General features: G+C 67.0%; 15 protein-coding genes and 2 tRNA genes. 11 read left to right on the top strand and 6 right to left on the bottom strand.

Annotated elements, in window-relative coordinates; genetic code table 11:
* Window positions 1-196 precede the first annotated feature (196 nt).
* Entirely contained in the window at window positions 197-1,483 is a 1,287-nt protein-coding gene (locus ABIC35_RS06260; protein ID WP_121077603.1) for a tetratricopeptide repeat protein, read from the top strand.
* A gap of 86 nt (window positions 1,484-1,569) precedes the next feature.
* Here ABIC35_RS06260 and ABIC35_RS06255 read toward each other — a convergent pair whose 3' ends face one another.
* Window positions 1,570-2,043 carry an Lrp/AsnC family transcriptional regulator gene (locus ABIC35_RS06255; RefSeq protein WP_093295502.1) on the bottom strand — a complete coding sequence of 158 codons (474 nt, stop codon included), beginning with the start codon at window positions 2,041-2,043 and terminating at the stop codon, window positions 1,570-1,572.
* Window positions 2,044-2,218: 175 nt separating this feature from the next.
* On the opposite strand from ABIC35_RS06255, the gene ABIC35_RS06250 reads away from it, so the two are divergent.
* The 7 genes from ABIC35_RS06250 to ABIC35_RS06220 all read left to right on the top strand — a co-directional run bounded on the left by ABIC35_RS06250 (window position 2,219) and on the right by ABIC35_RS06220 (window position 9,461).
* On the top strand, window positions 2,219-3,802 hold the full coding sequence (locus tag ABIC35_RS06250; RefSeq protein WP_121077600.1) for a histidine kinase dimerization/phospho-acceptor domain-containing protein: 1,584 nt from the start codon (window positions 2,219-2,221) through the stop codon (window positions 3,800-3,802).
* 65 nt (window positions 3,803-3,867) lie between these two features.
* Window positions 3,868-3,943, top strand: a tRNA-Ile gene (locus ABIC35_RS06245).
* A gap of 71 nt (window positions 3,944-4,014) precedes the next feature.
* Window positions 4,015-4,091: transfer RNA gene (locus tag ABIC35_RS06240), tRNA-Pro, on the top strand.
* Window positions 4,092-4,769: 678 nt separating this feature from the next.
* Window positions 4,770-5,348, top strand: coding sequence for a PEPxxWA-CTERM sorting domain-containing protein (locus tag ABIC35_RS06235; protein WP_121077598.1), 579 nt, complete (start codon window positions 4,770-4,772; stop codon window positions 5,346-5,348).
* 306 nt (window positions 5,349-5,654) lie between these two features.
* The gene (locus tag ABIC35_RS06230; RefSeq protein WP_147425880.1) at window positions 5,655-7,232 is read left to right on the top strand and encodes a B12-binding domain-containing radical SAM protein; all 1,578 of its coding nucleotides are present in this window, start codon (window positions 5,655-5,657) and stop codon (window positions 7,230-7,232) included.
* Complete coding sequence (locus ABIC35_RS06225) at window positions 7,232-8,500, top strand: nitric oxide synthase oxygenase (RefSeq protein ID WP_121077595.1); 1,269 nt, start codon at window positions 7,232-7,234, stop codon at window positions 8,498-8,500. Before ABIC35_RS06230 ends, ABIC35_RS06225 begins: the two co-directional genes overlap by 1 nt.
* A gap of 4 nt (window positions 8,501-8,504) precedes the next feature.
* Window positions 8,505-9,461, top strand: coding sequence for a glycosyltransferase family 2 protein (locus ABIC35_RS06220; protein WP_121077593.1), 957 nt, complete (start codon window positions 8,505-8,507; stop codon window positions 9,459-9,461).
* Here the strand turns inward: ABIC35_RS06220 and ABIC35_RS06215 are convergent.
* The 3 genes from ABIC35_RS06215 to ABIC35_RS06205 all read right to left on the bottom strand — a co-directional run bounded on the left by ABIC35_RS06215 (window position 9,426) and on the right by ABIC35_RS06205 (window position 12,568).
* On the bottom strand, window positions 9,426-10,559 hold the full coding sequence (locus ABIC35_RS06215; RefSeq protein ID WP_121077591.1) for a glycosyltransferase: 1,134 nt from the start codon (window positions 10,557-10,559) through the stop codon (window positions 9,426-9,428). The two genes, ABIC35_RS06220 and ABIC35_RS06215, sit on opposite strands and share 36 nt — an antisense overlap.
* Before the next feature lie 265 nt (window positions 10,560-10,824).
* On the bottom strand, window positions 10,825-12,042 hold the full coding sequence (locus tag ABIC35_RS06210; protein WP_183049399.1) for a sensor histidine kinase: 1,218 nt from the start codon (window positions 12,040-12,042) through the stop codon (window positions 10,825-10,827).
* A complete protein-coding gene (locus ABIC35_RS06205; RefSeq protein ID WP_183049398.1) occupies window positions 12,035-12,568 on the bottom strand; it encodes a response regulator in 534 nt (177 codons plus the stop codon). The genes ABIC35_RS06210 and ABIC35_RS06205 overlap by 8 nt, the downstream gene beginning before the upstream one ends.
* Before the next feature lie 152 nt (window positions 12,569-12,720).
* Here ABIC35_RS06205 and ABIC35_RS06200 point away from each other — a divergent pair, with 152 nt between their 5' ends.
* The 3 genes from ABIC35_RS06200 to ABIC35_RS06190 are packed head-to-tail and all read left to right on the top strand — an operon-like array spanning window position 12,721 to window position 17,036.
* Complete coding sequence (locus ABIC35_RS06200) at window positions 12,721-13,974, top strand: efflux RND transporter periplasmic adaptor subunit (protein ID WP_183049397.1); 1,254 nt, start codon at window positions 12,721-12,723, stop codon at window positions 13,972-13,974.
* 9 nt (window positions 13,975-13,983) lie between these two features.
* Complete coding sequence (locus tag ABIC35_RS06195) at window positions 13,984-14,655, top strand: ABC transporter ATP-binding protein (RefSeq protein WP_121077583.1); 672 nt, start codon at window positions 13,984-13,986, stop codon at window positions 14,653-14,655.
* Window positions 14,652-17,036, top strand: a complete 2,385-nt coding sequence (locus ABIC35_RS06190; RefSeq protein ID WP_121077581.1) for an ABC transporter permease — start codon at window positions 14,652-14,654, stop codon at window positions 17,034-17,036. Before ABIC35_RS06195 ends, ABIC35_RS06190 begins: the two co-directional genes overlap by 4 nt.
* A 321-nt stretch (window positions 17,037-17,357) precedes the next feature.
* On the opposite strand, the gene ABIC35_RS06185 is transcribed toward ABIC35_RS06190, so the two are convergent.
* Together ABIC35_RS06185 and ABIC35_RS06180 are read right to left on the bottom strand one after the other, a co-directional pair.
* Window positions 17,358-18,989 carry an amidohydrolase gene (locus ABIC35_RS06185; RefSeq protein WP_121077580.1) on the bottom strand — a complete coding sequence of 544 codons (1,632 nt, stop codon included), beginning with the start codon at window positions 18,987-18,989 and terminating at the stop codon, window positions 17,358-17,360.
* A gap of 60 nt (window positions 18,990-19,049) precedes the next feature.
* A complete protein-coding gene (locus ABIC35_RS06180; RefSeq protein ID WP_121077578.1) occupies window positions 19,050-22,166 on the bottom strand; it encodes a TonB-dependent receptor plug domain-containing protein in 3,117 nt (1,038 codons plus the stop codon).
* Window positions 22,167-22,317 lie beyond the last annotated feature (151 nt).

Raw genomic sequence — 22,317 nt, 5'->3', positions numbered from 1 at the left:
CCAACCCCGCGCCCGCGCGTACGTGCGCGCGTGGGGAGCATGGGAGCCAAGTCGGGGGCTAAACGTTTCCGCACCGCAATGGCGCTTATTCAAACGTGGTTCAGCGTGCTTCTAGCACGGCAAGCGCGCTTGAATGGTGTACAGGGCGCCTTTAGAGGATGACGTGACGCCGCCTGGCCGACGAGGAGAGTTTCACATGAAGTTTGTTTCGAAGCTTGCGCTGACTGCCATGCTTGCGCTGGGTTCCACCGCGCTGGTGTCGACGCCGGCGCTGGCTCAGAAGGACAAGAAGGGCGCCGCCGCGAAGGAAGACCCCAACGCGCTGAAGGTAGGCGATGCCTTCCGCAAGGCCGCGCAGCCGGCGATGGACGCCGTGCAGGCGAAGAATTGGGCCGCCGCCGCCCCGGCGCTCGACGCGCTGGACCAAGCTGCCCAGAACGACGACGAGAAATATTATGCCGCCTATCTGCGCACCCGCGTGCAGATCGGCCAGAACGACATGGCCGGCCTCACCAAGACGCTGCCGATCCTGATCGCCAGCCCGCGCACGCCCCCGAACGAACTGCCGATCTACAAGCGCCAGTACTACACGATCGTCGGCAACCAGGCGCTGAACGAGAAGAAGTATCCGGAAGCGATCGATAACCTGACCAAGGCGCGCGAAGCCGGCAACAACGACTTCGACATCTCGATCGCGCTCGCCAACGCCTATGCGGCGACCGGCAAGCCGAACGAGTCGGTCGCCGAAGTCGATCGCGCGATCCAATCGGTGAAGGCCACCGGCCAGAAGCCGCCGGTCGCCTGGTATCAGTTCGCCATTCCGCGCGTCTACGCCACCGGCAACCGCGCCGCGACCGCCGAGTGGATGAAGAAGATGATCGCCGACTATCCGACCAAGCAGAACTGGCGCTGGGGCGTGCTGGTGATGCGCGGCAGCGCGGATCAGGCAGGCGGTCGCCTCACTGCGGCGCAGCGCATCGATCTATATCGCCTGCTGCGCACCACCAAGGTGCTGGCGGACCAGAACGACTATCTCGACTATGCCGAATCGGTGAACGCTGCCGGTCTTCCCTGGGAAGCGGTGAAGGTGATCGACGAAGGCCGTGCCGACGGCAAGCTGCCGGCGGGCAACGCTGACATTGCCCGCGTCTACACCTCGGCGCAGACCAAGTCGAAGTCGGAAGGCTCGCTCACGCCGCTGATCAAGCAGTCGCAGGCGGCTGCCAACGGCAAGATGGCGGCGCAGACGGGCGACGCTTTCCTGGCCTCGGGCGACTATGCCAAGGCCGTCGAGCTGTACGACCTCGCGCTGCAGAAGGGCGGCGTCGCGACCGACGACGTCAACCTGCACCGCGGCATCGCGCTGTACAATCTCGGCCGCAAGGACGATGCTCGCACCGGCTTCGGCCAGGTCAAGGCTGCCCCGGCGGTCGACCTCGCCGCGCTCTGGGTGGTGGCGCTGGACCTGCCGGCGCTTTCCTGATCGCGCTGGCATCTGCCAAAAAGAAAAGGGGCGGTCCCGCGGGACCGCCCCTTTTTGTGTCCGCCGGGCGTCGCTCGATCGGGATGTCAGCCCTTGAATTCCGGCACTGGCACGCCGGGGAGCGCCTTGGCGGTGCGGATGGTGAGCGACGTCTTGACGTGTTCGACGTTGGGGGCGGTGGTCAGCCGCGTCGTAAGGATAGTCTGGAAGCTCTGCAGGTCCGGCGCGACGATCTTCAGGATGAAGTCGATCTCGCCGTTTAGCATGTGGCATTCGCGGACCTCCGGGATCTCGGCGACCAGCTGCTCGAAGGCGCGGAGATCGCTTTCGGCTTGACTTTTCAGGCTCACCATCGCGAAGACGGTGAGGTTATAGCCAAGCGCGCTCGGATCGAGCGCGGCATGGTATCCCTTGATCGCACCTTCCTGTTCCAGCGCGCGAACGCGGCGCAGGCAGGGCGGTGCAGTGAGCCCGACCCTTTCGGCAAGCTCGACATTGGTCATGCGGCCATTTTCCTGGAGTAATCCGAGAATCCGGACGTCGATCTCGTCGAATCGCATTTTTTTCTGGGGCTCCTGCGTGGGTTCGTTTCTTATCGCTGCTTCCTAGCATAATAAAATTACGCTTCAACGCAATTGTCCCACATTGCGACGTGCCGAAATGGACTGTTTCCACCATGGGCTGCATGGCGGTATGAACACATCGTGAGTGATAGGACCTTGGGGGACAACGGCGTTGCCGCTGCGCTTTGACGATACGCTGGAAACGGTGCTGGCCGGTGACCTGCGCTCGGCCACCGGCGCGCCGCTGGCGTGGCGCCAGCTGGTCGACCTGCTGGGCCGTGGGCGCGTGGCTGCCGAGCCGCGTGCGCTCGAGGCGCTCGATTCGATCCGGGATACCGTGCCGCTGACCGTCCGTGCCGCGAGCGCCCGTGCGCTGGAAGGTGCGCAGCCGCCGGCCGATCTGGTGCGGCTGCTCGCGATCGACGAACTCAGCGTTGCGGTGCCGGTGCTGCGCGAGGCAACAATGTCCGAGCGGGAATGGATCGCGCTGCTGCCGGCGCTGGCGCCGGGCGCTCGGCACGTCCTGCGCAACCGCCGCGACTTGGCGCCGGCGGTGACGCGCGCGCTCGAAAGCTTCGGCGCGGTGGATTTCGTGCTTGCGGACCAGCGCGCGGACGTCGGGGACGCGGCGGACGACGCCGAACCTGAGGGCCTGTTTGCCGTTGCCGATCTCGTTGCCAGGATAGAGGCCTATCACCGCGACCGCGACGCTGCCAAACCGGCGGCGTCAGGCCGCGAACGTGCCCGCAATTTCCGCTTCGAGACTGATGCTGCGGGCGTGGTGCGCTGGGTGGAGGGCGTCAGTCGTCCGCCGGTGATCGGCCTGTCGCTCGACCTGCAGGGCCTGGCCCGCGGCAGCCGGCTCGACGGTGTCGCCGCCGGGGCCTTCCGGCGGCGTGCGGGCTTCACCAATGCCCGCCTGACGATCGAGAGCGATTCGGACGCGGCCGGGGATTGGCTGCTCTCTGCGCTGCCGGCGTTCGAGCCGATCACCGGCAGGTTCACTGGCTATCGCGGCAGCGCCAGGCGCCCGCGCGCCGACGAGCGGGCGGAGCCCGTCCGGGCGCCGCTGGAAGCCGATGCGCTTCGCCAGATCGTCCACGAACTGCGCACACCGACCAACGCGATCGCTGGCTTTGCCGAGATGATCGAAACGCAGATGCTGGGACCGGTGCCCGAGCCTTATCGCGATCGGGCGGCGGTGATCCGCGCCCAGGCGCGCGAACTACTCGGCGCGATCGATGATCTCGACCTCGCCGCCCGTATCGAAAGCGCGGCGCTGTCGCTGGGCGGGGGGCGAGTGCCGCTGCGCCCGCTGCTTGCCGCTATCGTCGCCGATCTGGGCGAACTGCTTGCCCTGCGCGGCTCGGCGATCCTGTTGCCCGAGGAGGACTTGGCCGTCTCCGGTGATCGCCGCGCAGTGGAGCGGCTGCTGGCCCGGCTACTGGCGACGCTGGCTTCCGCGACCGCGCAGGGAGAGCGGCTGCAGCTCCGCTTTGCCCAGGACGGCGAGCAGCATGTCGCCATCATCATCGCGCGCCCGCGCGCGCTCGGCCATTATCCGGGCGAGACGGTGCTCGGCATCGACGACGAGCAGGACGAGGACGGCACGCTGCTCGGCACCGGTTTCGCGCTGCGCTTGGCGCGCAACCTCGCCCGGGAGCTGGGCGGTGGCCTGGTGATCGCACCGGACCTGCTCACCTTGCGCCTCCCCGCGGCGGTGCCGGCCACGCGCGACCAGGCGCAGCAGAACTAAGCGGTGTTCGCGCAGCTTGGGCTTGCAGGCTGGGCGGGGCCTCCGCTAGGGCAGGCGGGCGCTGGGGGCCTGTAGCTCAATGGTTAGAGCTGGCCGCTCATAACGGCTAGGTTGCGGGTTCGAGTCCTGCCGGGCCCACCAGTGTGTCGCTTGGCCCCAAACGTGGTGGGTCTTGTGTCCGCCGTGCGGACGCTCTAAGCGCGGCGGTTCGTCGGGGAGTAGCGCAGTCTGGTAGCGCATCTGGTTTGGGACCAGAGGGTCGCAGGTTCGAATCCTGTCTCCCCGACCACTTCACACATCACCATCGTCGGTCCGCCGTATTTCCACCTCCTCGCAGGGATGACGTGGATGGACGCACTTGCGCGCCGTGCGGCGACGCAGCAGGACGGCAGCGCATTTTCTCAATCGCTTGTCGATCCGCAGTCTCGTTTGCTGGCGAACGATTGCATGGCGGGAGCGCTCGCTCCCCACTCTTCTAAGGTCCGCCGCGCAACCAGAGCGAGTCGCTGCATTTTGCGTGGCTCTCTCCGGCAGCTTTGAAGCGGATGTTGCGCGTGCGAAAAAACAGCCGGTCGTCGGAACAAAATAGTTAATAACCGGTTAAGGCTTACCGTTAGATATGCTGCAGCGCAAATACCGCGCTCGTCTACCTTCGTCCTTACTGCAACTTTTTGTTGCGTAAGTAACGAATCAGAACAATTTTGACGATACTTAGAAAATTCTCCGCAGATTGCGCAGTGGCCCATGTAAAGATGCGTCCTGCATCAAGCTATATTCCAAACGAAACGCTATCTTTTCAGCCTTATGATCCACGGCTGGGCGCATTCGGCTTTCATTCCGTCGTGAGCTGGCATGCTAATATTTCGATTTGAGCCGTCTGCTTTATATAATGATTGACGGGGCTACATTTTCTGTGGAGTAGGGCGCGGCCGGCAATCCGTCGGCGTGTTAACCATTAGGGGGTTTTATGCGCACTCGTGTTCTCACCCTGCTGGCTGCTGCGACCGTTGCGGTTGCAGCCCCGGCCACCGCTTCGGCGGCGACCATCATCGGCGGTTTCTCGGCTGGTCTGGTCAATGTTAAGAGCAGCACCGCGTCGATCGGTGCTGACACCACGTTCAGCAACGGCGGCAGCGCCGTGCTGGGTTCGAGCGGCGACCTGTCGACGGTCGGCCTCTTCACCACCTTCACCACCTCGTCGGTCACCGCGACCGCAGGTTCGGCGGTTTCGTTCAGCGGCGTGTTCGGCTCGTTCGCCGGCCAGGTCGCGAAGGTCACCACTGGCCTGAACTTCGTCACCATCTACACGCTGGGTGACTTCTCCCCGACCGCCGCTTCGGGCTTCGAGAAGGGCAAGGCTTCGGTTGCCTTCACCTTCAACCAGGCCGGTGGCGCCAATTCGGACATCTCGGGCAGCTTCAGCTTCGCTTCGCCGCCGAGCCCGATCCCCGAGCCCGCTACCTGGGGCATGATGATCGCGGGTGCCGGCATGGCCGGTGCTGCCGTGCGTCGTCGTCGCGCCAGCGCGAAGGTTGCCGCCGCCTAATCGGCGTCGAGCCTAGCTACGGAAAGGGCGGTGCCGGCAGCGGCGCCGCCCTTTTTCATGGCTGCAGGGCGTGCACCCGACTCCGGGGAAGGCCTGGGGGCGGGAATATAGACCCAAACGTCGGTTGGCCCTGCCGGCGCTCCGGGAAGAATTCTGGTAAGCATCGGGATCCATGCGCGGTCCACTCGGCGGGGCTGTCAACGTGAGACAATTTGCAGCTGAAATGGCGCATTTGTGGCACGATTTGAGACAGCTGCATCGTTGCGTTGAAGAGCTTGTCCCGATATTTTCCCCACGGGGGGAATCATGCATTCATTGGGCAAGATCGATCGCGTGCGCGCTCGCAGCGTCGGCAACGATTCGAGAAGTCGCGCAGCGATCGTGCCGTCGTCTGCCGCGACCGTTGAAGGGACGTCGGCAACGCGCTATTCCGCGCTTCTCGTCGACCTCAACAACTTTGCGACTTTCCCGACGCTCGCCGTCGGTATCTTGACGGCGTCGCTGCGCAACGCTGGCCATGATGCACGCTTGTTGGTGCCGCTGGCGCACGACGTGCCCGCCGCGGAGCGCGAGCGCGTGGAATGGCGGCTCGACCATTGGATGCGGCGCCTGCACCTCTCTACCTCGCCGATGGTGCGCGGCGTCCGCGGGGCGGCGCGGAGCGTGCGCTACTGGTGGCGGCAGCGCCCCCATCCCACAGTGCTGCGCGAGATTTCGAAGGCACTTGCGGACAAGCCTGACATCCTGCTGCTCTCCGCCTATCTCCAGCACCATTCGACCGTCATCGAGATCGGCAAGCGCGCCCAGGCGGCGGGCGTGCCCGTGCTGCTGGGCGGCCCTGCCTTCAACATGAAGGGCGTGGCGGACAGCTGGCGCACCGTACCGGGCCTGGCCGCGATCTTCGGGGGCGAGGCGGACGTGGTGCTGCCGGACCTTATCGACGCGGTCATCCGCGGCCGCGACCTGCTCGCGTTCGACGGCGTGACGCTGCCCGACGGGCGTCGCAGCCGGCCGGCGCCGCCGTTCCGGCCGCTCGACAGCTCACCGGTACCCGATTTCGCCGACTTTCCCTGGGATCGCTACCGTGTCCGGATCGTGCCGATCATGACGGGGCGCGGCTGCCAATGGGCGCGCTGCAGCTTCTGCAGCGACGTGGTCTCGGTCAACGGCCGCACCTTCCGTACGCGTAGCTTGGAGTCGGTACTCCACGAAATGCGCGAGCAGTCGCGCCGCTATGCGACCAACAATTTCCTGTTCCTCGACTTGAAGCTGAACAGCAATCCGGCGCTGTTCCGCGGTATCGCCGAACATGCCCAGGACGTGGTGCCCGGCGCGCAGTGGATCGGCACGGTCCATGTCGATACCCGCGCCGATAACGGCCTGTCGCGCAGCGACCTTCGCGCCGCGGCGGCGGGTGGCATGCGCCGCGTGAGCTTCGGACTGGAAAGCGGCAGTCAGCGCATGCTCGATCTGATGCAGAAGGGGTCGACGGTGGAAGGTAATGCAGCCTTTATCCGGCACGCCTTCGAGGCAGGCATCTCGGTGCGCTGCACGATGTTCAAGGGCTATCCCGGCGAGACGTTCGAGGATCTGTTAGAGACGGCGGCCTTCCTGGAGGCGCACGCGCAGTATATCGACCGCGTCCGCTTCAACGACTTCTCGATTCTGGAAGACACGCCGGTGTGGCAGCAGGTCCAGGACGGCATGGTGCCCGAGTTGCTGGTTCGTGGACACAAGCCGGTGCTCGGCCGCGCCTTCGCCGATCAGCGTGCTACCCAGACCGCGGAGTATCGCCGCGCCAAGGCACGCGTGCTGGAAGCGGTGTACGCGATCAATCGCCGCACGCTGCGCCCCGGTGCGCGCATGTTCGACGGGATGATGTGATGGTTGACCGTTTCGTCGCCGCCGACCCGGTACGTCGGCGGATGCGGCGCCTTTCCCCCGGCGAACGCCGCGAGGAAGCGCTGGTCTTTCTGGATGATTTCGCGCGGGAGACGGGGCAGCCTGATGACGCTGCTGCAGCGCGGCGCGCCGAGGTAGTGCGGGCGCTGCGTCGGACCGGCACCTATGCGCACACGCCTGAGGAACTGGCGTTCGGCGCGCGGGTGGCATGGCGAAACCATGCGCGGTGCATCGGACGGCTGTGGTGGAAATCGCTAGAAGTGCGCGATTGCCGGGCGATGGAAACGCCCGAGCAGGTCGCCGCGCAGATTTTCGCGCATATGGAGGCGGTGTTCGCGGGCGGGCGCATCCGCTCCTCCATCAGCATCTTCCCACCGGCCCAAGGGGATCAGTTGCCGGTCACGGTCGAAAGCGCGCAGGTGCTGCAATATGCAGGCTATCTGCAGCCGGACGGGTCTATCCTCGGCGATCGCCAGAATGTCGAATTCACCCGCACCGCGATCGGCCTGGGCTGGAAACCGCCGGAAGAGCCCGGCGCCTTCGATCTGCTGCCGCTGATCCTACGCGATCCGAGCGGCTTCCGGCATTTCTTCCCGATCCCTAACACGCTACGGCGCGAGGTGGAGATTCGCCACCCCGATTATCCCGAACTCGCACGGCTGGGCCTGCGTTGGTACGCCGTGCCGTGCGTGTCCAACATGCACCTGACGATCGGCGGCATCGAATATCCCTGCGCACCATTCAACGGGCACTACATGGGCACGGAAATCGCCTCGCGCGACTTCGCCGATCGCAAGCGCTATGACCTGCTGTCCCAGATTGCCGAGGCGATGGGGTTCGCAGCATCGGAAAGCGCGGACCCGCTGTGGCGCGACCGCACTCTCACCGAACTCAACGCGGCGGTGCTGCACAGCTATCGCGCCGCCGGGGTGGAGATTGTCGATCACCACACCGCCAGCGAACAGTTCATGGAGTTCGTCAAGCGCGAGCAGCGCGAAGGCCGCACCGTCTCGGCGGACTGGGCATGGATCGTGCCGCCGCAGGCCAGCGCGGCCTGCCCGGTATTCCACCTCGGCATGGAGGATCTTCATGCCGTTCCCAACTTCTTCGTCAGCCGTGCGGTGGATGGCAACCAGTTGCGGGTCAACCGGCGGGACCGGCGGCGGAACAAGTGGCTGCAGCGCTACGATCGCCTGAAGCGGCGATGGTGGAACTGGCGGCGCCAGCGCGACCTGCTGCTGCGGCGCTGAGCCGATGCTCTCGATCCTGCTGGTCTGCTGGAACCAGAGCGCCGCCACGCGGAACTGCCTGGCCCGGCTGGTCGCGGCCGCGCCGGAGGTGCCGCACGAGATCGTCGTCGTCGACAACGGCTCCGCCGACGATACGGCGGCGATGATCCGGCGCGATTTCCCCCAGGTCAGGCTGGTCGGCGCAGGAGCCAATCTCGGATTTGCGGGCGGCGCCAATCTTGCCGCGCGCCACGCCCAAGGCGATACGCTGCTGTTCCTCAACAACGATACCCTGCCGCTGGAGGGCGCGATCGACGCGCTGCACGCCTTCGCGGGCGCGCGGCCCGAGGCCATGTTGTGGGGCGGCCGGACGGTGCGCGCGGACGGCCGGGTCAACCCGACCGAGAGCCTTGCCACACCCAGTCTCTGGGGCAGCCTTTGCGTCGGGCTGGGGCTGTCGGGCAGCTTCCCGCACAGCCGGCTGCTGAATCCGGAAGGCTATGGTGGATGGGCCCGCGATACCGTGCGCGAGGTGGGCGCGCTTTCGGGCTGCTTCCTGATGATCCGCGCGTCGTTGTTTGCGGCGCTCGGCGGCTTCGATACGCGCTACTTCCTCTACGGCGAAGACGTCGACCTGAACCTGCGCGCGCGCGCGCTGGGCGCGCGGCCCAGCTTCACTCCTACCGCGACGATCCAGCACAACGGGGGCGCGAGCAGCCATCCGGAAGACATGTGGACCTATCTGCTCAGCGCGAAGATCGAGCTGGTGCGGCGGCATCTGGGTCCGGTCCGCGGTGGCCTTGCCGCGCATGCCTTCCTGACCGGCGCCTGGCTGCGCGCGCGCGCCTTTGCGCTCCTCAGCCGCGTCCATCCGCGCTTCGCCGATCGGCGCAGGACCTGGGAGATCGTCTGGCAGCGACGATGCCTCTGGTGGGGCGGCGTTATTTCAAGCCCGCTCGCGGAGCTGCTCCCGCACCGCTGACAACCCGCTCGCCACCGCCGCATCCAGCCGTGCTACCCGGGCCGCCAGCCATCTGGCCCGCGCCTCCAGCGGCGGGGCTGGCGCGTCGATCAGGGCTCGGGCGAATGTCTCCGCATCCTTCGCCAGGATCACGTCCGGGGGCAGGGTGCCGACCAGCGCCCCGGCCTCGCGCGTGGCGACGACGATCCGCGCCGATGCGATGGCATCGAGCAGCTTGAGATTGGCGCCGGTGCGGGCAAGGGACGGCACGGCGATACGCCGGGCGCCGCGGAGGAAGCGCTCTGCATCGGGCACCGGTCCCAGAATGTCGATGCCGCCGGTATCCGGCAGCCTGCGCCGGTCAACCGCCCCGCCGATCGCCACCCGCCACGTCCGCGGCAGTCTGGGCTGGACCTCGGCCAGGAACCAGGACAGGGCGCGGTGGTTCGGCTGCCAGCGCCAATTGCCGAGAAGCGCGACATCGGGAGCGCCTTCCGGCACCGTGGTATCCTGCAGCGTTATCGCGGGCAGCGACGGCAGCGCCCGCACCCGCTCGCCCGCATAGGGCGCAAGCGCGGCCGCATCGGCATCGCTGATACACCAGCTGCGCACCGCGGCGCCGGCCAGCGCCTGCTCCATGGCGCCGACATGCCGCGCCTCTCGCCTATAGATGCTGCCCCCCAGGGCGCCGCTTTGCTCGGCAAGTCCCATATAGAGCTGCGCTTCGGCATGGTGCGCAAGGTACAGAAGCGGAAGGTCGCCGAGCAGCGGCTGCACCCAGCCCATCTGGGCATGGTCGATCAGCACGGCGTCCCAAGGTTGGCGGGCAAGCTGCTCGGCCAGCGCATGGCGATAGGCAGGACCGATCCACTTCTGCACCGAAAAGGCGTTGCGGCCGATGGCCTGGACCGCCCAGCCAAGGGCTCGCAGCGGCGCGGCGCGGGTCTCGACCGCGCGCGGCCCTGCGCTCACCTCGCCGGCAGCATAGGGCGCGCCATAGCCGAGCACCGTCACGTCGGCGCCGTTGCGGCGCAGGCTTTCGACCAGCGTTTGCGACCAGAGCTCGCCGCCATTGCGGCGGCGGCCGGGCAGCACCGGCGTTGCGAACAAGATGCGCATAGTCCCCCCTCGCTGCGCGTCTCCCGGCTTCTCGCAGGTCAAGCGGCCCAAAGGAAGGCTGTCGTGCAAGCGTGTGATGGGTTTTCTCGCGCGGATGCGTGCAAGGGTCGAATCGGTGCGGCAGCGCACATGGCGGCGCGACCTTCGTGTGCATCTATCGGGCGCGCGAGGGGAAGGCGCTGGGCATGCTGATCCTGAGGAAATGCTGATCGAGAGCGGCGATCGCCCCGGCAAAATCGCCAGCGCGGCAACTGCGTGGGCCCGATCAATGCGCCGATGGCTCACTGTCGCCTGCAGGGATACGTAGTTCAAAGCACGCCCCTTCGTCCGAAGGCACGGCCATCAGCGTCGCATGATGTGCGGCAGCGATCTGGCGAGATAGCGACAGGCCGATCCCGGAGCCGCTCTCCTTGGTCGTGAAGAAGGGCACGAAGATCTCGTCGATCCGGTCTGGCGGGATGCCGGGTCCGGTGTCGCGTATGCGGAGGACCGTTTCCGCTGCTTCCGTCGTCAGCTCGATGGCGATCCGAGGCGGTTGTTGGCCGCGCACGGCCTCCGCGGCGTTTCGGAGAAGATTGACGAGGGCCCGTTCCAGCAATTCCGGGTCCGCCGTGATACGCACGGGTTCGGCTGGCAGGGAGAGGGACAGGCGAATGCCGGTGTCCTCCAGCAAGGACTTTGTCGATTGCGCGACGTCCGCTACCAGCGCCGAAAGGTCGAACGCCACCGGCACTGGCTGCGGCAGGTCGCCGAGCAGACGATAGCGTTCGACGAAGCCGAGCAGATGCGTGGCGCGGCGTTCGATTGTGGCGAGCGCACGCGCGGTTTGGGAACTGTGATCGGGCAGGGCGGCAAGACTCTCGGTAAGCGAGACGATAGGGGCAAGTGCGTTCATCATCTCATGCGTCAGCACGCGCGTCATTGCGTGCCACGCCTCGATCTCGACCGCGTCCAGCTCGCCGGCCACCCATTGCAGCGACAAGAGACGCTGCGGCGCTGCGCCCGGCACGGTGAAGCTGCCGCACCAGACGAGAAGGTTGCGGCCGTCCTTGGCCCGCACCAGCCTTCGTGCACCGACGGGCAGCGCCTGCAGGATCGAGATCGTCGCCGGATCGAGTGCGGCGACATCCGCCAGCCGCGACACCATGGCGCCCGACATCCTGCGTGCCGCCCGGTTGCACCGGACGATTCGGCCGTGCGCGTCGAGCACGAACAGCGCGGTTGCCACGGCGTCGAGCAGGGCACGCAACTGGTCCGCCTCGTGCGCATCGCCTGCGGTCGCGGGACGTGCCGGGATGGGGTCGCGCCGCACCATGGTGACGCACAGATCGGCAAGGGCGAGGGACGCGATGATCACCAGCAAGGTGATGGTGGCGATGTGGTGCGAGGGCCGCAACTGGATCGCACCCCAAACCGCAGCGCCCGCAATGACCAGGCGCCAGCCGATGGCGGAGACGCGCGGATAGGCGGCCAGGCTATCCATCCCGGGCGAGCCGCCGGTACAGCGCTTGCCGGGTGAGCCCCAGCGATGCCGCAGCGCGGCTGATGTTGCCGCCATGGCGCTGGAGCGCCTCGGTGATCGTGGATTGCTCTACGGCGGCAAGGGTCGGCGTATGACGCCGGTTGCTGGTACGGGCGATCGCCTCCCGTATCGCCGCGACCAGCTGGGCGTTGCGCCAGGGCTTGAGCAGGAAATCTTCGCCGCCCTGTTTCATTGCCTGCACCGCCAGGCTGACGCCGCCATAGGCGGTGAGCAACACCACGCCGAGGGCGGGATCGGCCGCCCGCAGATCGGCAAGGGCCGCAAGGCCAGCTTCGCCGTCCCGCGCGCCAGCGAGAAAGTTCATGTCGAGCAGCACCGCATCGTAGCGGCGTTCCCGCACCAGCCGTGCGGCTTCGAGCGGCGAGGCGGCTTCGTCGCAGCCCTCCACATGCGGCGCGAGCGCCAGCGCCGCCGCTTGGCGGACGTCAGTATCGTCGTCGATAATGAGGATGCGGGCGTCGTTCATCGGTGCCGATGGTAGGTGCAGCGGATGGCCGGGCGCAACTGTACGAATCCGGACGCCGTTCGCCCGCCAATGGCAAGTGTTCCGGCCTAAGCTGCTGACAGCGCGCATTTTTTCGTATGTGCTCCACCGGGTATGATGGGGAGGTGCAGCCCATGGACCATCCGATCGCCACACCTTGGTGGCAACGCCCGCGCCGAAGCAGCTGGATCGCGTTGCTGGCGGTGCTGGCCGCCCTGCTCGCCATGATCGCGTTCGTGCATGGTGCGGGCGAGCGGACCCTCACCGTCGCAGCCGGCACGGTGACGCTCGCCACCGCACGCGCCGAGTTGTTCCGCGACGTGGTGGCGGTGCACGGCACATTGCAGCCGCGCGAGATTCTCTATCTGGACGCGGTGTCCGGCGGACAGGTCGCACGCATCTTCGCGCAGCCCGGTGACCGTGTGACGGCGGGGCAGCCGCTGGTCGCGTTTCGCAATGCGCAGCTGGTCCGCGACGTGCTCGACAATGCGGGGCGCCTGGTCGAATCGATCACCCAGGTGCAAAGCTTCGAAACCCAGCTCGAGACCAACCGCGCGACCAACGACAAGACGCTGACCGAACTCGCGGCCAGCGTCGCGACGCTGGAGGCGAAGGCCGCACGTATCGACGCGCTCACCGCGCGCGGCTTTTATCCCAGGGGCGACGCCGAGGCGCTGCACATCGATCTCGCGCGCTATCGCCGCCTCCTGGCGGTGCAGCAGGCGACCAACCAGCGCCAGGAGCGGCTTCGCGCCGCACAGCTCCCCCGACTGCGCAGCGAGCAGGAAAGCCTGAGCCGCAGCCTCGATGCGACCCACGCTCAGCTCGACGATTTGATCGTGCGGGCGCCGGTGACCGGTACGCTGACCCAGATCGACCTGAAGCCGGGTCAGAACCGCAATCGTGGGGACCGGTTGGCCGAAATCACCAGCGACGCCGGCTTCCGTGTCGTTGCCGTGATCGACGAATATTATCTGCCGCGGGTGCGTGCAGGGCTGGACGCCACGCTGTCCTTCGGCGGGCGCAGCCTCGCCGGGCGCGTTAGTCGCGTGCGCCCGGAGGTGAAGAATGGCGCGTTCACCGTGGAGATCGACTTCCTCGGCAGACAGCCGAGCGGCGCTACTCCCGGCGCGGCGATCGACGGCGAAATGGCACTTGGCCTGGATCGCCAAGCGCTGGTGCTGCCGGCGGCGGCGGCCGCGCAGGGAAGTAGTGATCTGTTCGTGCTCGCTCCGGACGGGCGCAGTGCGCGGCGAACCCGGGTGCGCTTCGGGCGCCGCAGTCCCCGTCAGGTCGAGATTCTCGCGGGCATGCAGGCGGGGCAGCGTGCCATCGTATCCGATACTTCCAGCTGGTCGCGGATCGACCGCGTCCTCCTTACCGATTGAGGCAGACCCATGCTGACGCTTACCGATTTGTGCAAAAGCTTCCGCACAACCGAAGTGGAGACGCGCGCGCTCGATGCCATCTCGATGGAGGTGGGGGCGGGTGAGTTCGTTGCCATCATGGGGCCCTCCGGGTGCGGCAAGTCGACGCTGCTCAACATCCTTGGCTTTCTCGATGCGCCGAGCGGCGGTTCCTACCGGTTGCTCGGCGAGGAAGTGGCAGGCTTTTCCGAGCGCGCTCGGACCAGGTTGCGCCGGGCGCATATCGGCTTTGTCTTCCAGAGCTTCAATCTGGTCGACGAACTTACCGTGGAGGAGAATGTCGCGATCGGCCTGCTCTATCGCAGCGGGCCAGGGGCGGCGAAGCGACGGATCGGCGAGGCGCTCGAGCAGGTGGGGATCGCGCACCGTGCCCGGCACCGGCCGCAGCAATTGTCGGGCGGGCAGCAGCAGCGCGTGGCGATTGCGCGCGCGCTGGTGGCCGAGCCCAAGCTGATCCTGGCGGACGAGCCGACCGGCAATCTCGACAGTGCGAATGGCGAACAGGTGATGGGCCTGCTCAAGGATGCGGTGGCGGCGGGCACCACGGTGGTGATGGTCACCCACTCGCCGCTCCACGCCGCCGAGGCGCAGCGGACGATCCGGATGCTTGACGGCCGCGTGGTCAGCGAGACGCTGCTGTGAAGCTCCGGCACTTCCTGATCGCCGGATGGCGGGCGGCGCTGGGCGCGCGGACGCTGTCGCTGATTGCGCTGCTCGGGCTCGTTGTGGGTCTGACAGCGGCGATCCTGATGCTGATCGTGGTGCGCGGCGCCCTGCAGCAGAACGGTTTCGTTCCCGAGCGCGCGCGGACCTATCTGGCTACCTCCACCCTCCTGATGCCCGGTGGCGCGCCAGACACGCGTGACCTTAGCAGCGGGCTGGTGGCGCCGCTCGTTGCCGGTCGGCTCGCGTCGGTTGAAGCATGGGCACGGCTTGCCGAGGCCGAAGTCGCGATCCGACGTGGCGCGGTCGAACGCAAGGAGACGATCTACTGGGCCGATCCGGCCATCGCAGAGGTGATGCCGCGCCCGGTGTTGCGTGGGGATCTCGCGGCCACGCTCGCGCGACCGGACGGTGTGGCGATGACCGCCGCGGCGGCACGGCGCTGGTTCGGGCGCGAGGACGTGCTGGGCGCGCCGCTCACCATCGCCGGGCGCGCGATGACGGTGGGCGCCATTCTTGCCGGTCTGCCGCCCGGCGCGACCGACTGGACCCATGACATCCTGGCCTCGTCGCGCAGTGCTGCTTCGATCCTGCACGGTCTCGCCCGCCCGGCCGACGGCGGCTTCAGGATCGAGTCCAGGACCTATTTCCGCCTCCGCCCCGGAACGTCCGCTGCCGAGGCGACGGGCCAGATGCGCCCGCTGATCGCGACGCTGATGCCGCCGGAAATGCAGGCGCTGTATCGCATGGGGCTGGTGCGGATAGATCGGCTGGCGCTCGATGCCGATCTGCATCCCGGCGCGCGCGACCGGCTCATCACCGGCTCCGTAATCGCGGCGCTGGTGCTGTTCGTGGCGGTAGCCAACACCGTCAATCTCGCGCTGGCGCGTGCCGGGCGGCGGCGCAAGGAGATCGGTGTCCGCAAGGCGGCAGGTGCTGGCCGTTGGGATATCGCGTTGCAGTTCCTGGGCGAGGCGGTGGCGGCCACGCTGGTCGCGGCGCTGCTGGCAATGGTCGCCAGCGAATGGCTGCTGCCGCCACTCAATGCCTTCCTCGATACCAACGCCACCATCGATTATGCGCAGGCGCCCTTGCTGACGCTCGGGATCGTTTCCGGCGCGGTCGTGATCGGGCTGGTGGCGGGCGCCTATCCTGCGCTGGTCGTATCAAGGCTCTCGCCTGCGGCCATCTTGCGACCGGACGCCGGCACCGGCGACGGCGGCACCAGGGTGCGGGCGGTGCTGGCGACGCTGCAATTCGCGGTGCTGATCGGCCTGCTGATCGCCACCGGCATCGTTTATCAGCAACGCCGTTTCGCGATGGCGCAGGGCACGGGGGCGGACATCGCGCAGATGCTTACGGTGGAGGCGGAGTGCCCGGCGGGCTTCGTAGCGGAGGTCGCGCGCTTGCCCGGCGTGAAAGGCGCCGCGTGCCACGGATCGGAGTTCATGACGGGCGAGGGCGGGTCCTTCATCGAGCTGCGCGGCCGACCGGTCCAGATCCTCGTCGCGGCGGCACTGCCGGCCACCTATGCGCTCTATGGGGTACCGCCGATCGCCGGTTCGCTCGCAGGATTGCCGCCGCAGGGCGAACCCCAGGTGCGTCGCATCGTCCTCAACGCGGCGGCGGTGAAGGCGCTGGATCTGGGGTCGCCGCGCGATGCGGTTGGCAAGCGCGTGCCGGTGACCAACTTCTCGCCGTTCACCGAGGGTGAGCAGATCGGCGTGGTTGCCGCGGTCGTGCCGAACTTCCAGTTCACCTCGGCCGAACTGGCGACGAAGCCCGCTGTGTATATCGACGCCCCGCGACGGGTGGGCCCCAGCGCCGGCATGGTATCGATCCGCCTGTCTGGCAGACAGGTGCCGGAAACGCTCGCGGCGATCGATCGCCTGTGGCGAGAGACCGGCGGGGAGGGGCCGATCCGCCGCCGCTTCCTGTCCGATCGCATGGAGGAACTCTATCGCGATCTCGAACGCGGCCTGCAGCTGTTTGCGATCTTCGCGGCGCTCGCGGTGCTATTGGCGGCCGCGGGGATGGTCGGCATCGCCATCGCCACCACCGATCGACGCACCAAGGAAATCGGCATCCGCAAGGCGATGGGGGCGAGCACCGGGCAGGTGCTGTGGCTGCTGCTCCGCCAGCTGACCCGCCCTGCGCTGCTGGCCAACCTCATCGCTTGGCCGGTGACCTGGTGGGCAATGCAGCGCTGGCTGAACGGCTATGCCTATCGGATCGACATGCCGCTATGGCTGTATCCTGCGGCGGGCGGCGTTGCGTTCGTCGTGGCGGTAGCGAGCATCGGCGTGCTGACGGGGGCTGCCGCGCGCCGAGCACCTATCGTTGCGCTCCGGTATGAATAGGACGATGCACCGCCGCCCGTGACGAGGTGCAATCCGGCTTTGTGGAGATGGCGTACCCGATGTGAAAGCGCCGGGCACCCGCACGGCACCTGCCCATTGTCGCAATCCGACGCAGATTTCAGCGTTCGGTAAGAGCAGCCGAACGGATCTCACCTGGCGAGAGAGCTGCCTGGCGGCGCACAAGCATAGCCGCTTCGGTTCAGCGCGCCTCGATAATGGTGTGATCGACCAGGCTTGAGCGTCGCAAATCATCGCCGACATTCATGTTCTGCGTGCGATCACGTGCCGACACTGCGTGTCGGCACGCGGAGTCGGCAAAGCTTATTTAGCCTGCGTGTTCGGATATTTGATGCCGAGCTGGTCCAGATAGGTCGGGTACTTCTTGGGGTCATAGTAGAACGGCTTCATCTTCGGCCGCAGGCGCTCCATCAGTTCCTGGTTGAGGTGGATCGCCGGCTGATCGCTGGGCACGACCACTGGATCATATTTCTGGTCCTTGAGCTGCACGTCGCGGAAATAGGCCTTGGCATCGGCGAGGAGTTTGGGATCGGTCATCAGGTCCAGCACCGTCAGCGACACCGCCTTGGCGCCTGCCACCGCGCCCTTGTGCGCGATCGGCGTCGCCATCGCGATCGCCGAGAGGACGTTGTGGCCGATCATGCTGGGAATGTTCGACGGGAAGCGGATGGTGATCGTCGGCACCGTCCACATGATGTCGCCGATATCGTCCGAACCGCCGCCCAGCGAGCGCTCGCGGGTTTCCGGCGTCGAAAGCGGGCCGATCTCGGTCGGCAGCGGCTTCACCGTGCGCCCGTTCGCCTGCTGCACGGCCTTGGCGAAGGCCTGGTCGTCGGCAGTCCATGCGGGCATGCCGATCGCCTTGATATTGGCATAGGCGGCCTCCGCCATCGGCTTGTTGGCGAAATTGGGTGCGGCATAGCCGAGCAGATGATGCTCCACCGTCGTGCCCGTCGCCTTGGCCGCGGCTTCGGAAATCTCGGTGCCGATGTTGTACAGGTTGCGGACGCTGTCGAAATTCTGCTCGCGGAAATAATACCAGACCGAGGCGAGGTCTGGCACGATGTTGGGCTGGCCGCCGCCATTGGTGATCACATAATGCGAGCGCTGGGTGACGGGCAGATGCTCGCGGCGGAAGTTCCAGGCGCTGTCCATGATCTCGACGCCGTCCAGTGCGCTGCGCCCCTCCCAAGGCATGCCGGCGGCATGCGCGGTCTTGCCGTGGAAGGTATATTCGACCGAGACCAGCGCGTTGTTGCCGAGATTGCCGTACGCGGTGCCGAAATCGCTGCTGACATGGGTGAAGATCGTCGCGTCGACATCCTTGAACAGCCCCGCCTTGACGTAGAAGGCCTTGGCGCCGAGCAGTTCCTCGGCGACGCCGGGCCACAGCATCAGCCGGCCGGGGATGTGGTTCTTCTCCATCACCGCCTTGGCGGCGATCGCCGCCGCGATGATCAGCGGCATGCCGGCATTATGCCCCTCGCCATGCCCCGGCGCGCCGGGCACGAGCGGCTTGAGCGTCGGCGAGCCGGGCACCTGCGACAGGCCGAGCAGGCAGTCGACATCGCTGCCCAGCGCGATCAGCGGGCCGCCGCTGCCCCAGGTTGCGGTCCAGGCGGTGGGCATGCCCGCCACGCCCTTGGTGATCGTGAAGCCGTTCTTGGCCAGGATGCCGGTCAGATACTCCATCGTCTGATATTCCTGGAAACCCGGCTCGGCGAAGCTGAACACCGAATCCACCATCTCCTGCACCAGCTTGGCATGGCCATCGATATTGGTGACGGCATCGGCCTTCATCTGGGCGAGCTTGGGATCGGCGGCCGCTGCCTGGGGTGCCGGCGGATCGGTGGGGCGGGGCGCGGCGACAGCGATCTGGGTGAGCGTGGTGCTCGCGATCAGCGCGGTCGCGAGGGTGCGGGACAGCATGGTCATGGCTGGTCTCTCCTTAAAACGGGGAAGGGGACGGCGCGCGAGGGGCGCCGTCCGGCAGGGTCAGAAGTGGAAGCGCACACCCAGCCGGTAGACCCGGCCGAGCACGTCGTAGAGGGCGCGGTTGGTCTGCGGATAGGCCGGGGTGTTGTTGCCGGTGGGGCCGTTGCCGACGAGCACCGGATCTGCATCGAACAGGTTGCGGATCGACAGGAAGCCCTGGAAGTTCACCCGCCCGACCGCGAACTCTCGATTGGCCTGCAGGTCGAAATAGATCGCCCCGGCGATATGGTTGGTGTTGACCGTGCGGTTAGCGACGGTCGAGACCGGGCAGTCGGTGGAGCAGACGACATAGCTGTTGTCGTACACCCCGCTGCTCACGCCGCGGCCGACCAGCTGGAAGGTCCAGCGATCCACGTCGTACCCGGCCGAGAAGCGATAGCTCCAATCGGGCAGGCTGCCCGAATTTTGGCCTGCCGCTTCGGTCGGCACGTCGATGCCGTTGTTGGTGTAGAGGCTGAGGTTGCGGGTCACCAGCGCGCGTAGCGTCATCTTGCCGGCGCCCACATTGCGCCGATAGCTCATCTCGAAGTCGATGCCCTTGGACAGGATCGAGACGAAGTTGGTGGGCTTCAGCTCGATATTGGTGATCGCGAGCCCCGCGCCGGTCGCGCCGAGCCCGCCGGTGGTGGTGATCGCCGCGCAGGCGGCGGCATTGGCCTGCTCATAGCATTGGGTGACCAGGGTCTGCGCGGTGATCGTGTTGATCGCGCCGCCCAGCTTGATCCGGTAAAAGTCGACCGAGGCGGCGAGGCCCGGCACGAAGCTGGGGGTCAACACCGCGCCGACGCCCAGCGTCTTGGCGATTTCGGGCTGGAGCGCGGGATTGCCGATCGTCGCCTCGAGGAACTGGTCGGTCCGCTGGGCGCCGTTGGCCAGCGGCACGTTGACCGTGTTGGTGCGGCCGGTGGCGGCGGCGAACAGCTCGCCCAGATTGGGCGCGCGGATGTCGCGCGAATAGGTGGCGCGCAGCTTGATGTCCGGGATCGGCTGCCAGGTGGCACCCGCCTTCCAGGTAGTGACGCTGCCCGAGGTGGAATAGTCGGTCACCCGCAGCGCGCCGTTGAAATCGGCACCCCTGAACAGCGGCACCAGCGTCTCGGCATAGGCTTCCTTCACCGTATAGTGGCCGAAGCTGGGGAGATAATTGCCGTAGATCCAGGTGGGCGTGGAAACGCCGTTGACCAGGCTCGGCTGGAACAGCGGGTCGACATAGCCCGACACCGCCTCGCGCCGCCATTCGCCGCCGAAGGCCAGCGAGATCGGCCCGGCCCACAGATCGACCAGATTGTTGGTCGAGAAGTTGAGCGCCGCCACGTCCTGCTTGAGCGTCTGGTACCGCAGCGGCTGCTGGCCGTCGTAGAAGATATAGTCGAGCGCCGCCTGGGTGACGCCGCCGACGCCGATGCGGTTGATCGGCACGCAGCCATTGCCGGGGCTGGTCAGCGTCGAACGGCAGACGATCGTGCCCGCAGCGATGCCCGCGCTGTTGCCGGCCGGCGCGACCACCGCGTCGGTCGCCTGGGCGAGCCGGGTGACGTTCCAGGCGTTGGTCAGCAGTTCCTGGGTCTTGGTGACTCCCTTCTGGTAATAGCCGCTCCAAGCCCAGTCGATCGGCCCGACGACGAACTTGCCGCTGCCGCCGAGCACATACCGATAGACCTCGCGGGTATTGTCGCTGCCCTGCGGCGGGATGCCGGCATTGCTGGTGCCGATCGCGATGGTGGAGATGCGGCTCGCCGCCGCCACCGAGGCGTTATAGGCGCTCACTTGGTTGAGGAAGGCTTGCGGCAGATAGGCGTTGACCAGCCCGCCATTGGCGGCGCTCGGCGCCACCTGGATGGTCACCCCGGTCGAGGGCGTCTGCTGGTAATAGCTCTGGCCCTGATAGCGGCTGTAGGCGACCTGGGCGTAGAGTTCGATCGCGTCCGAAAAGGCGTAGCTCGCCCGCCCGAAGCCGCTGCCGCGCGTCTCGGCGGGAAGGAGCGTGGCGCTGCTCAGATGCCCCTGGCGGGTCAGCTTATAGTCGCCGCCCACCATCCACTGGCCGTTGACCTGGCCGAAGGCGAGAGTGCCGGTGGTCGCCCTGCCGGTCGCCGGATCGATCGTGCCGAAATAGGTGCCGCGGAACGGGCCGGTGCTGATCAGGCCGCCGGGCGTGAACTGGCTGGTGCCGATGCCGCCCTGGATCAGGCGCGCCGGGTAGCAGATCGTCGCGGCGTTGTTGTCGCTGCAGGCCGCGGCAGAATAGGCGGGGTTGTCGATCTGAAAGAAGCCGGCATCGTTCCAGTCGCGGTCGATCGTCTGGATGCCATATTGCTTGAAATACTCGCCGCTGGCGAGGAGGTGGCCCTTGCCCCCGGCGAATGGCGTGCCCGCGGTGAGCGACACCTTGTGGTTCGGCCCGTCACCATAGGTGGTGATGCCGTACTCATAGTCGCCCGAGACGCCTTTGAATTCCTTGTCGAGGATGAAGTTGACCACGCCCGACACCGCATCCGAGCCATAGGCCGAGGAGGCGCCGCCGGTGACCACCTCGACGCGCTTGATCAGCGCCTGCGGGAAGGTGTTGACGTCGACCACGCCGCTGGTCGCCGAGGCGACCGAACGCTGCCCGTCGAACAGCACCAGCGTGCGGTTGGCGCCGAGCGCGCGCAGGTTGACCGAGGCAATGCCCGCCAGGCCGTTGCTGAGCGAGCCGTTCGAATTGCCGGCGGTCGAGCTGCCGCGCACCGCGGGCAGCGTGTTGACGAGATCGGCGATGTTGGCCGGCGCCTCGGTCTGGATCTCCTTGCTGCTGATTACGCTGACCGGCGTCGGTGCACTATAGCCGTCGCGTTCGATGCGCGAGCCGGTGACCACGATCTCGCCGCCTTGCTCCGCCACTGGCTCGCCGGTCAGCGGATCGACCGGGATCTCCGGCTTGCCGCCCGGCGTGTTGGTGGTCTGCCCTTCGGCCGGCGCCGACTTGTCGGGGCCCCGCGCCTCGGCCTGCGCCAAGGCCGATCCCGACCAGGCGAGACAAAGGATCAGTGCGCCCGGCGCGACCGCGGCGAAGCGGGCGCGGCGCTGGATGCTGTACGGACGCGCGGATGCGCGGCCGATGCGACTCTCGTGCATGTTGTGAACCCCCGTGGTGACGTGCCGTCTCTCCCGCGTGGTTGGTTCTTCCTGCCTTGGCGCGTTCCGTCGTTGCGTCGCCCCTGTTATGCGCTGCAGTGTAGCGAACAGGCGTCATCGCTTCTCGGCAAAGAACATGCGCCCGGACGGG

The sequence above is a fragment of the Sphingomonas trueperi genome, assembly GCF_040545965.1.
GTDB classification, from domain to species: Bacteria; Pseudomonadota; Alphaproteobacteria; order Sphingomonadales; family Sphingomonadaceae; genus Sphingomonas; species Sphingomonas trueperi_C.
Note: the sequence above shows the minus strand (reverse complement) of the source record. Positions and strands in the feature narration are given on the sequence as shown.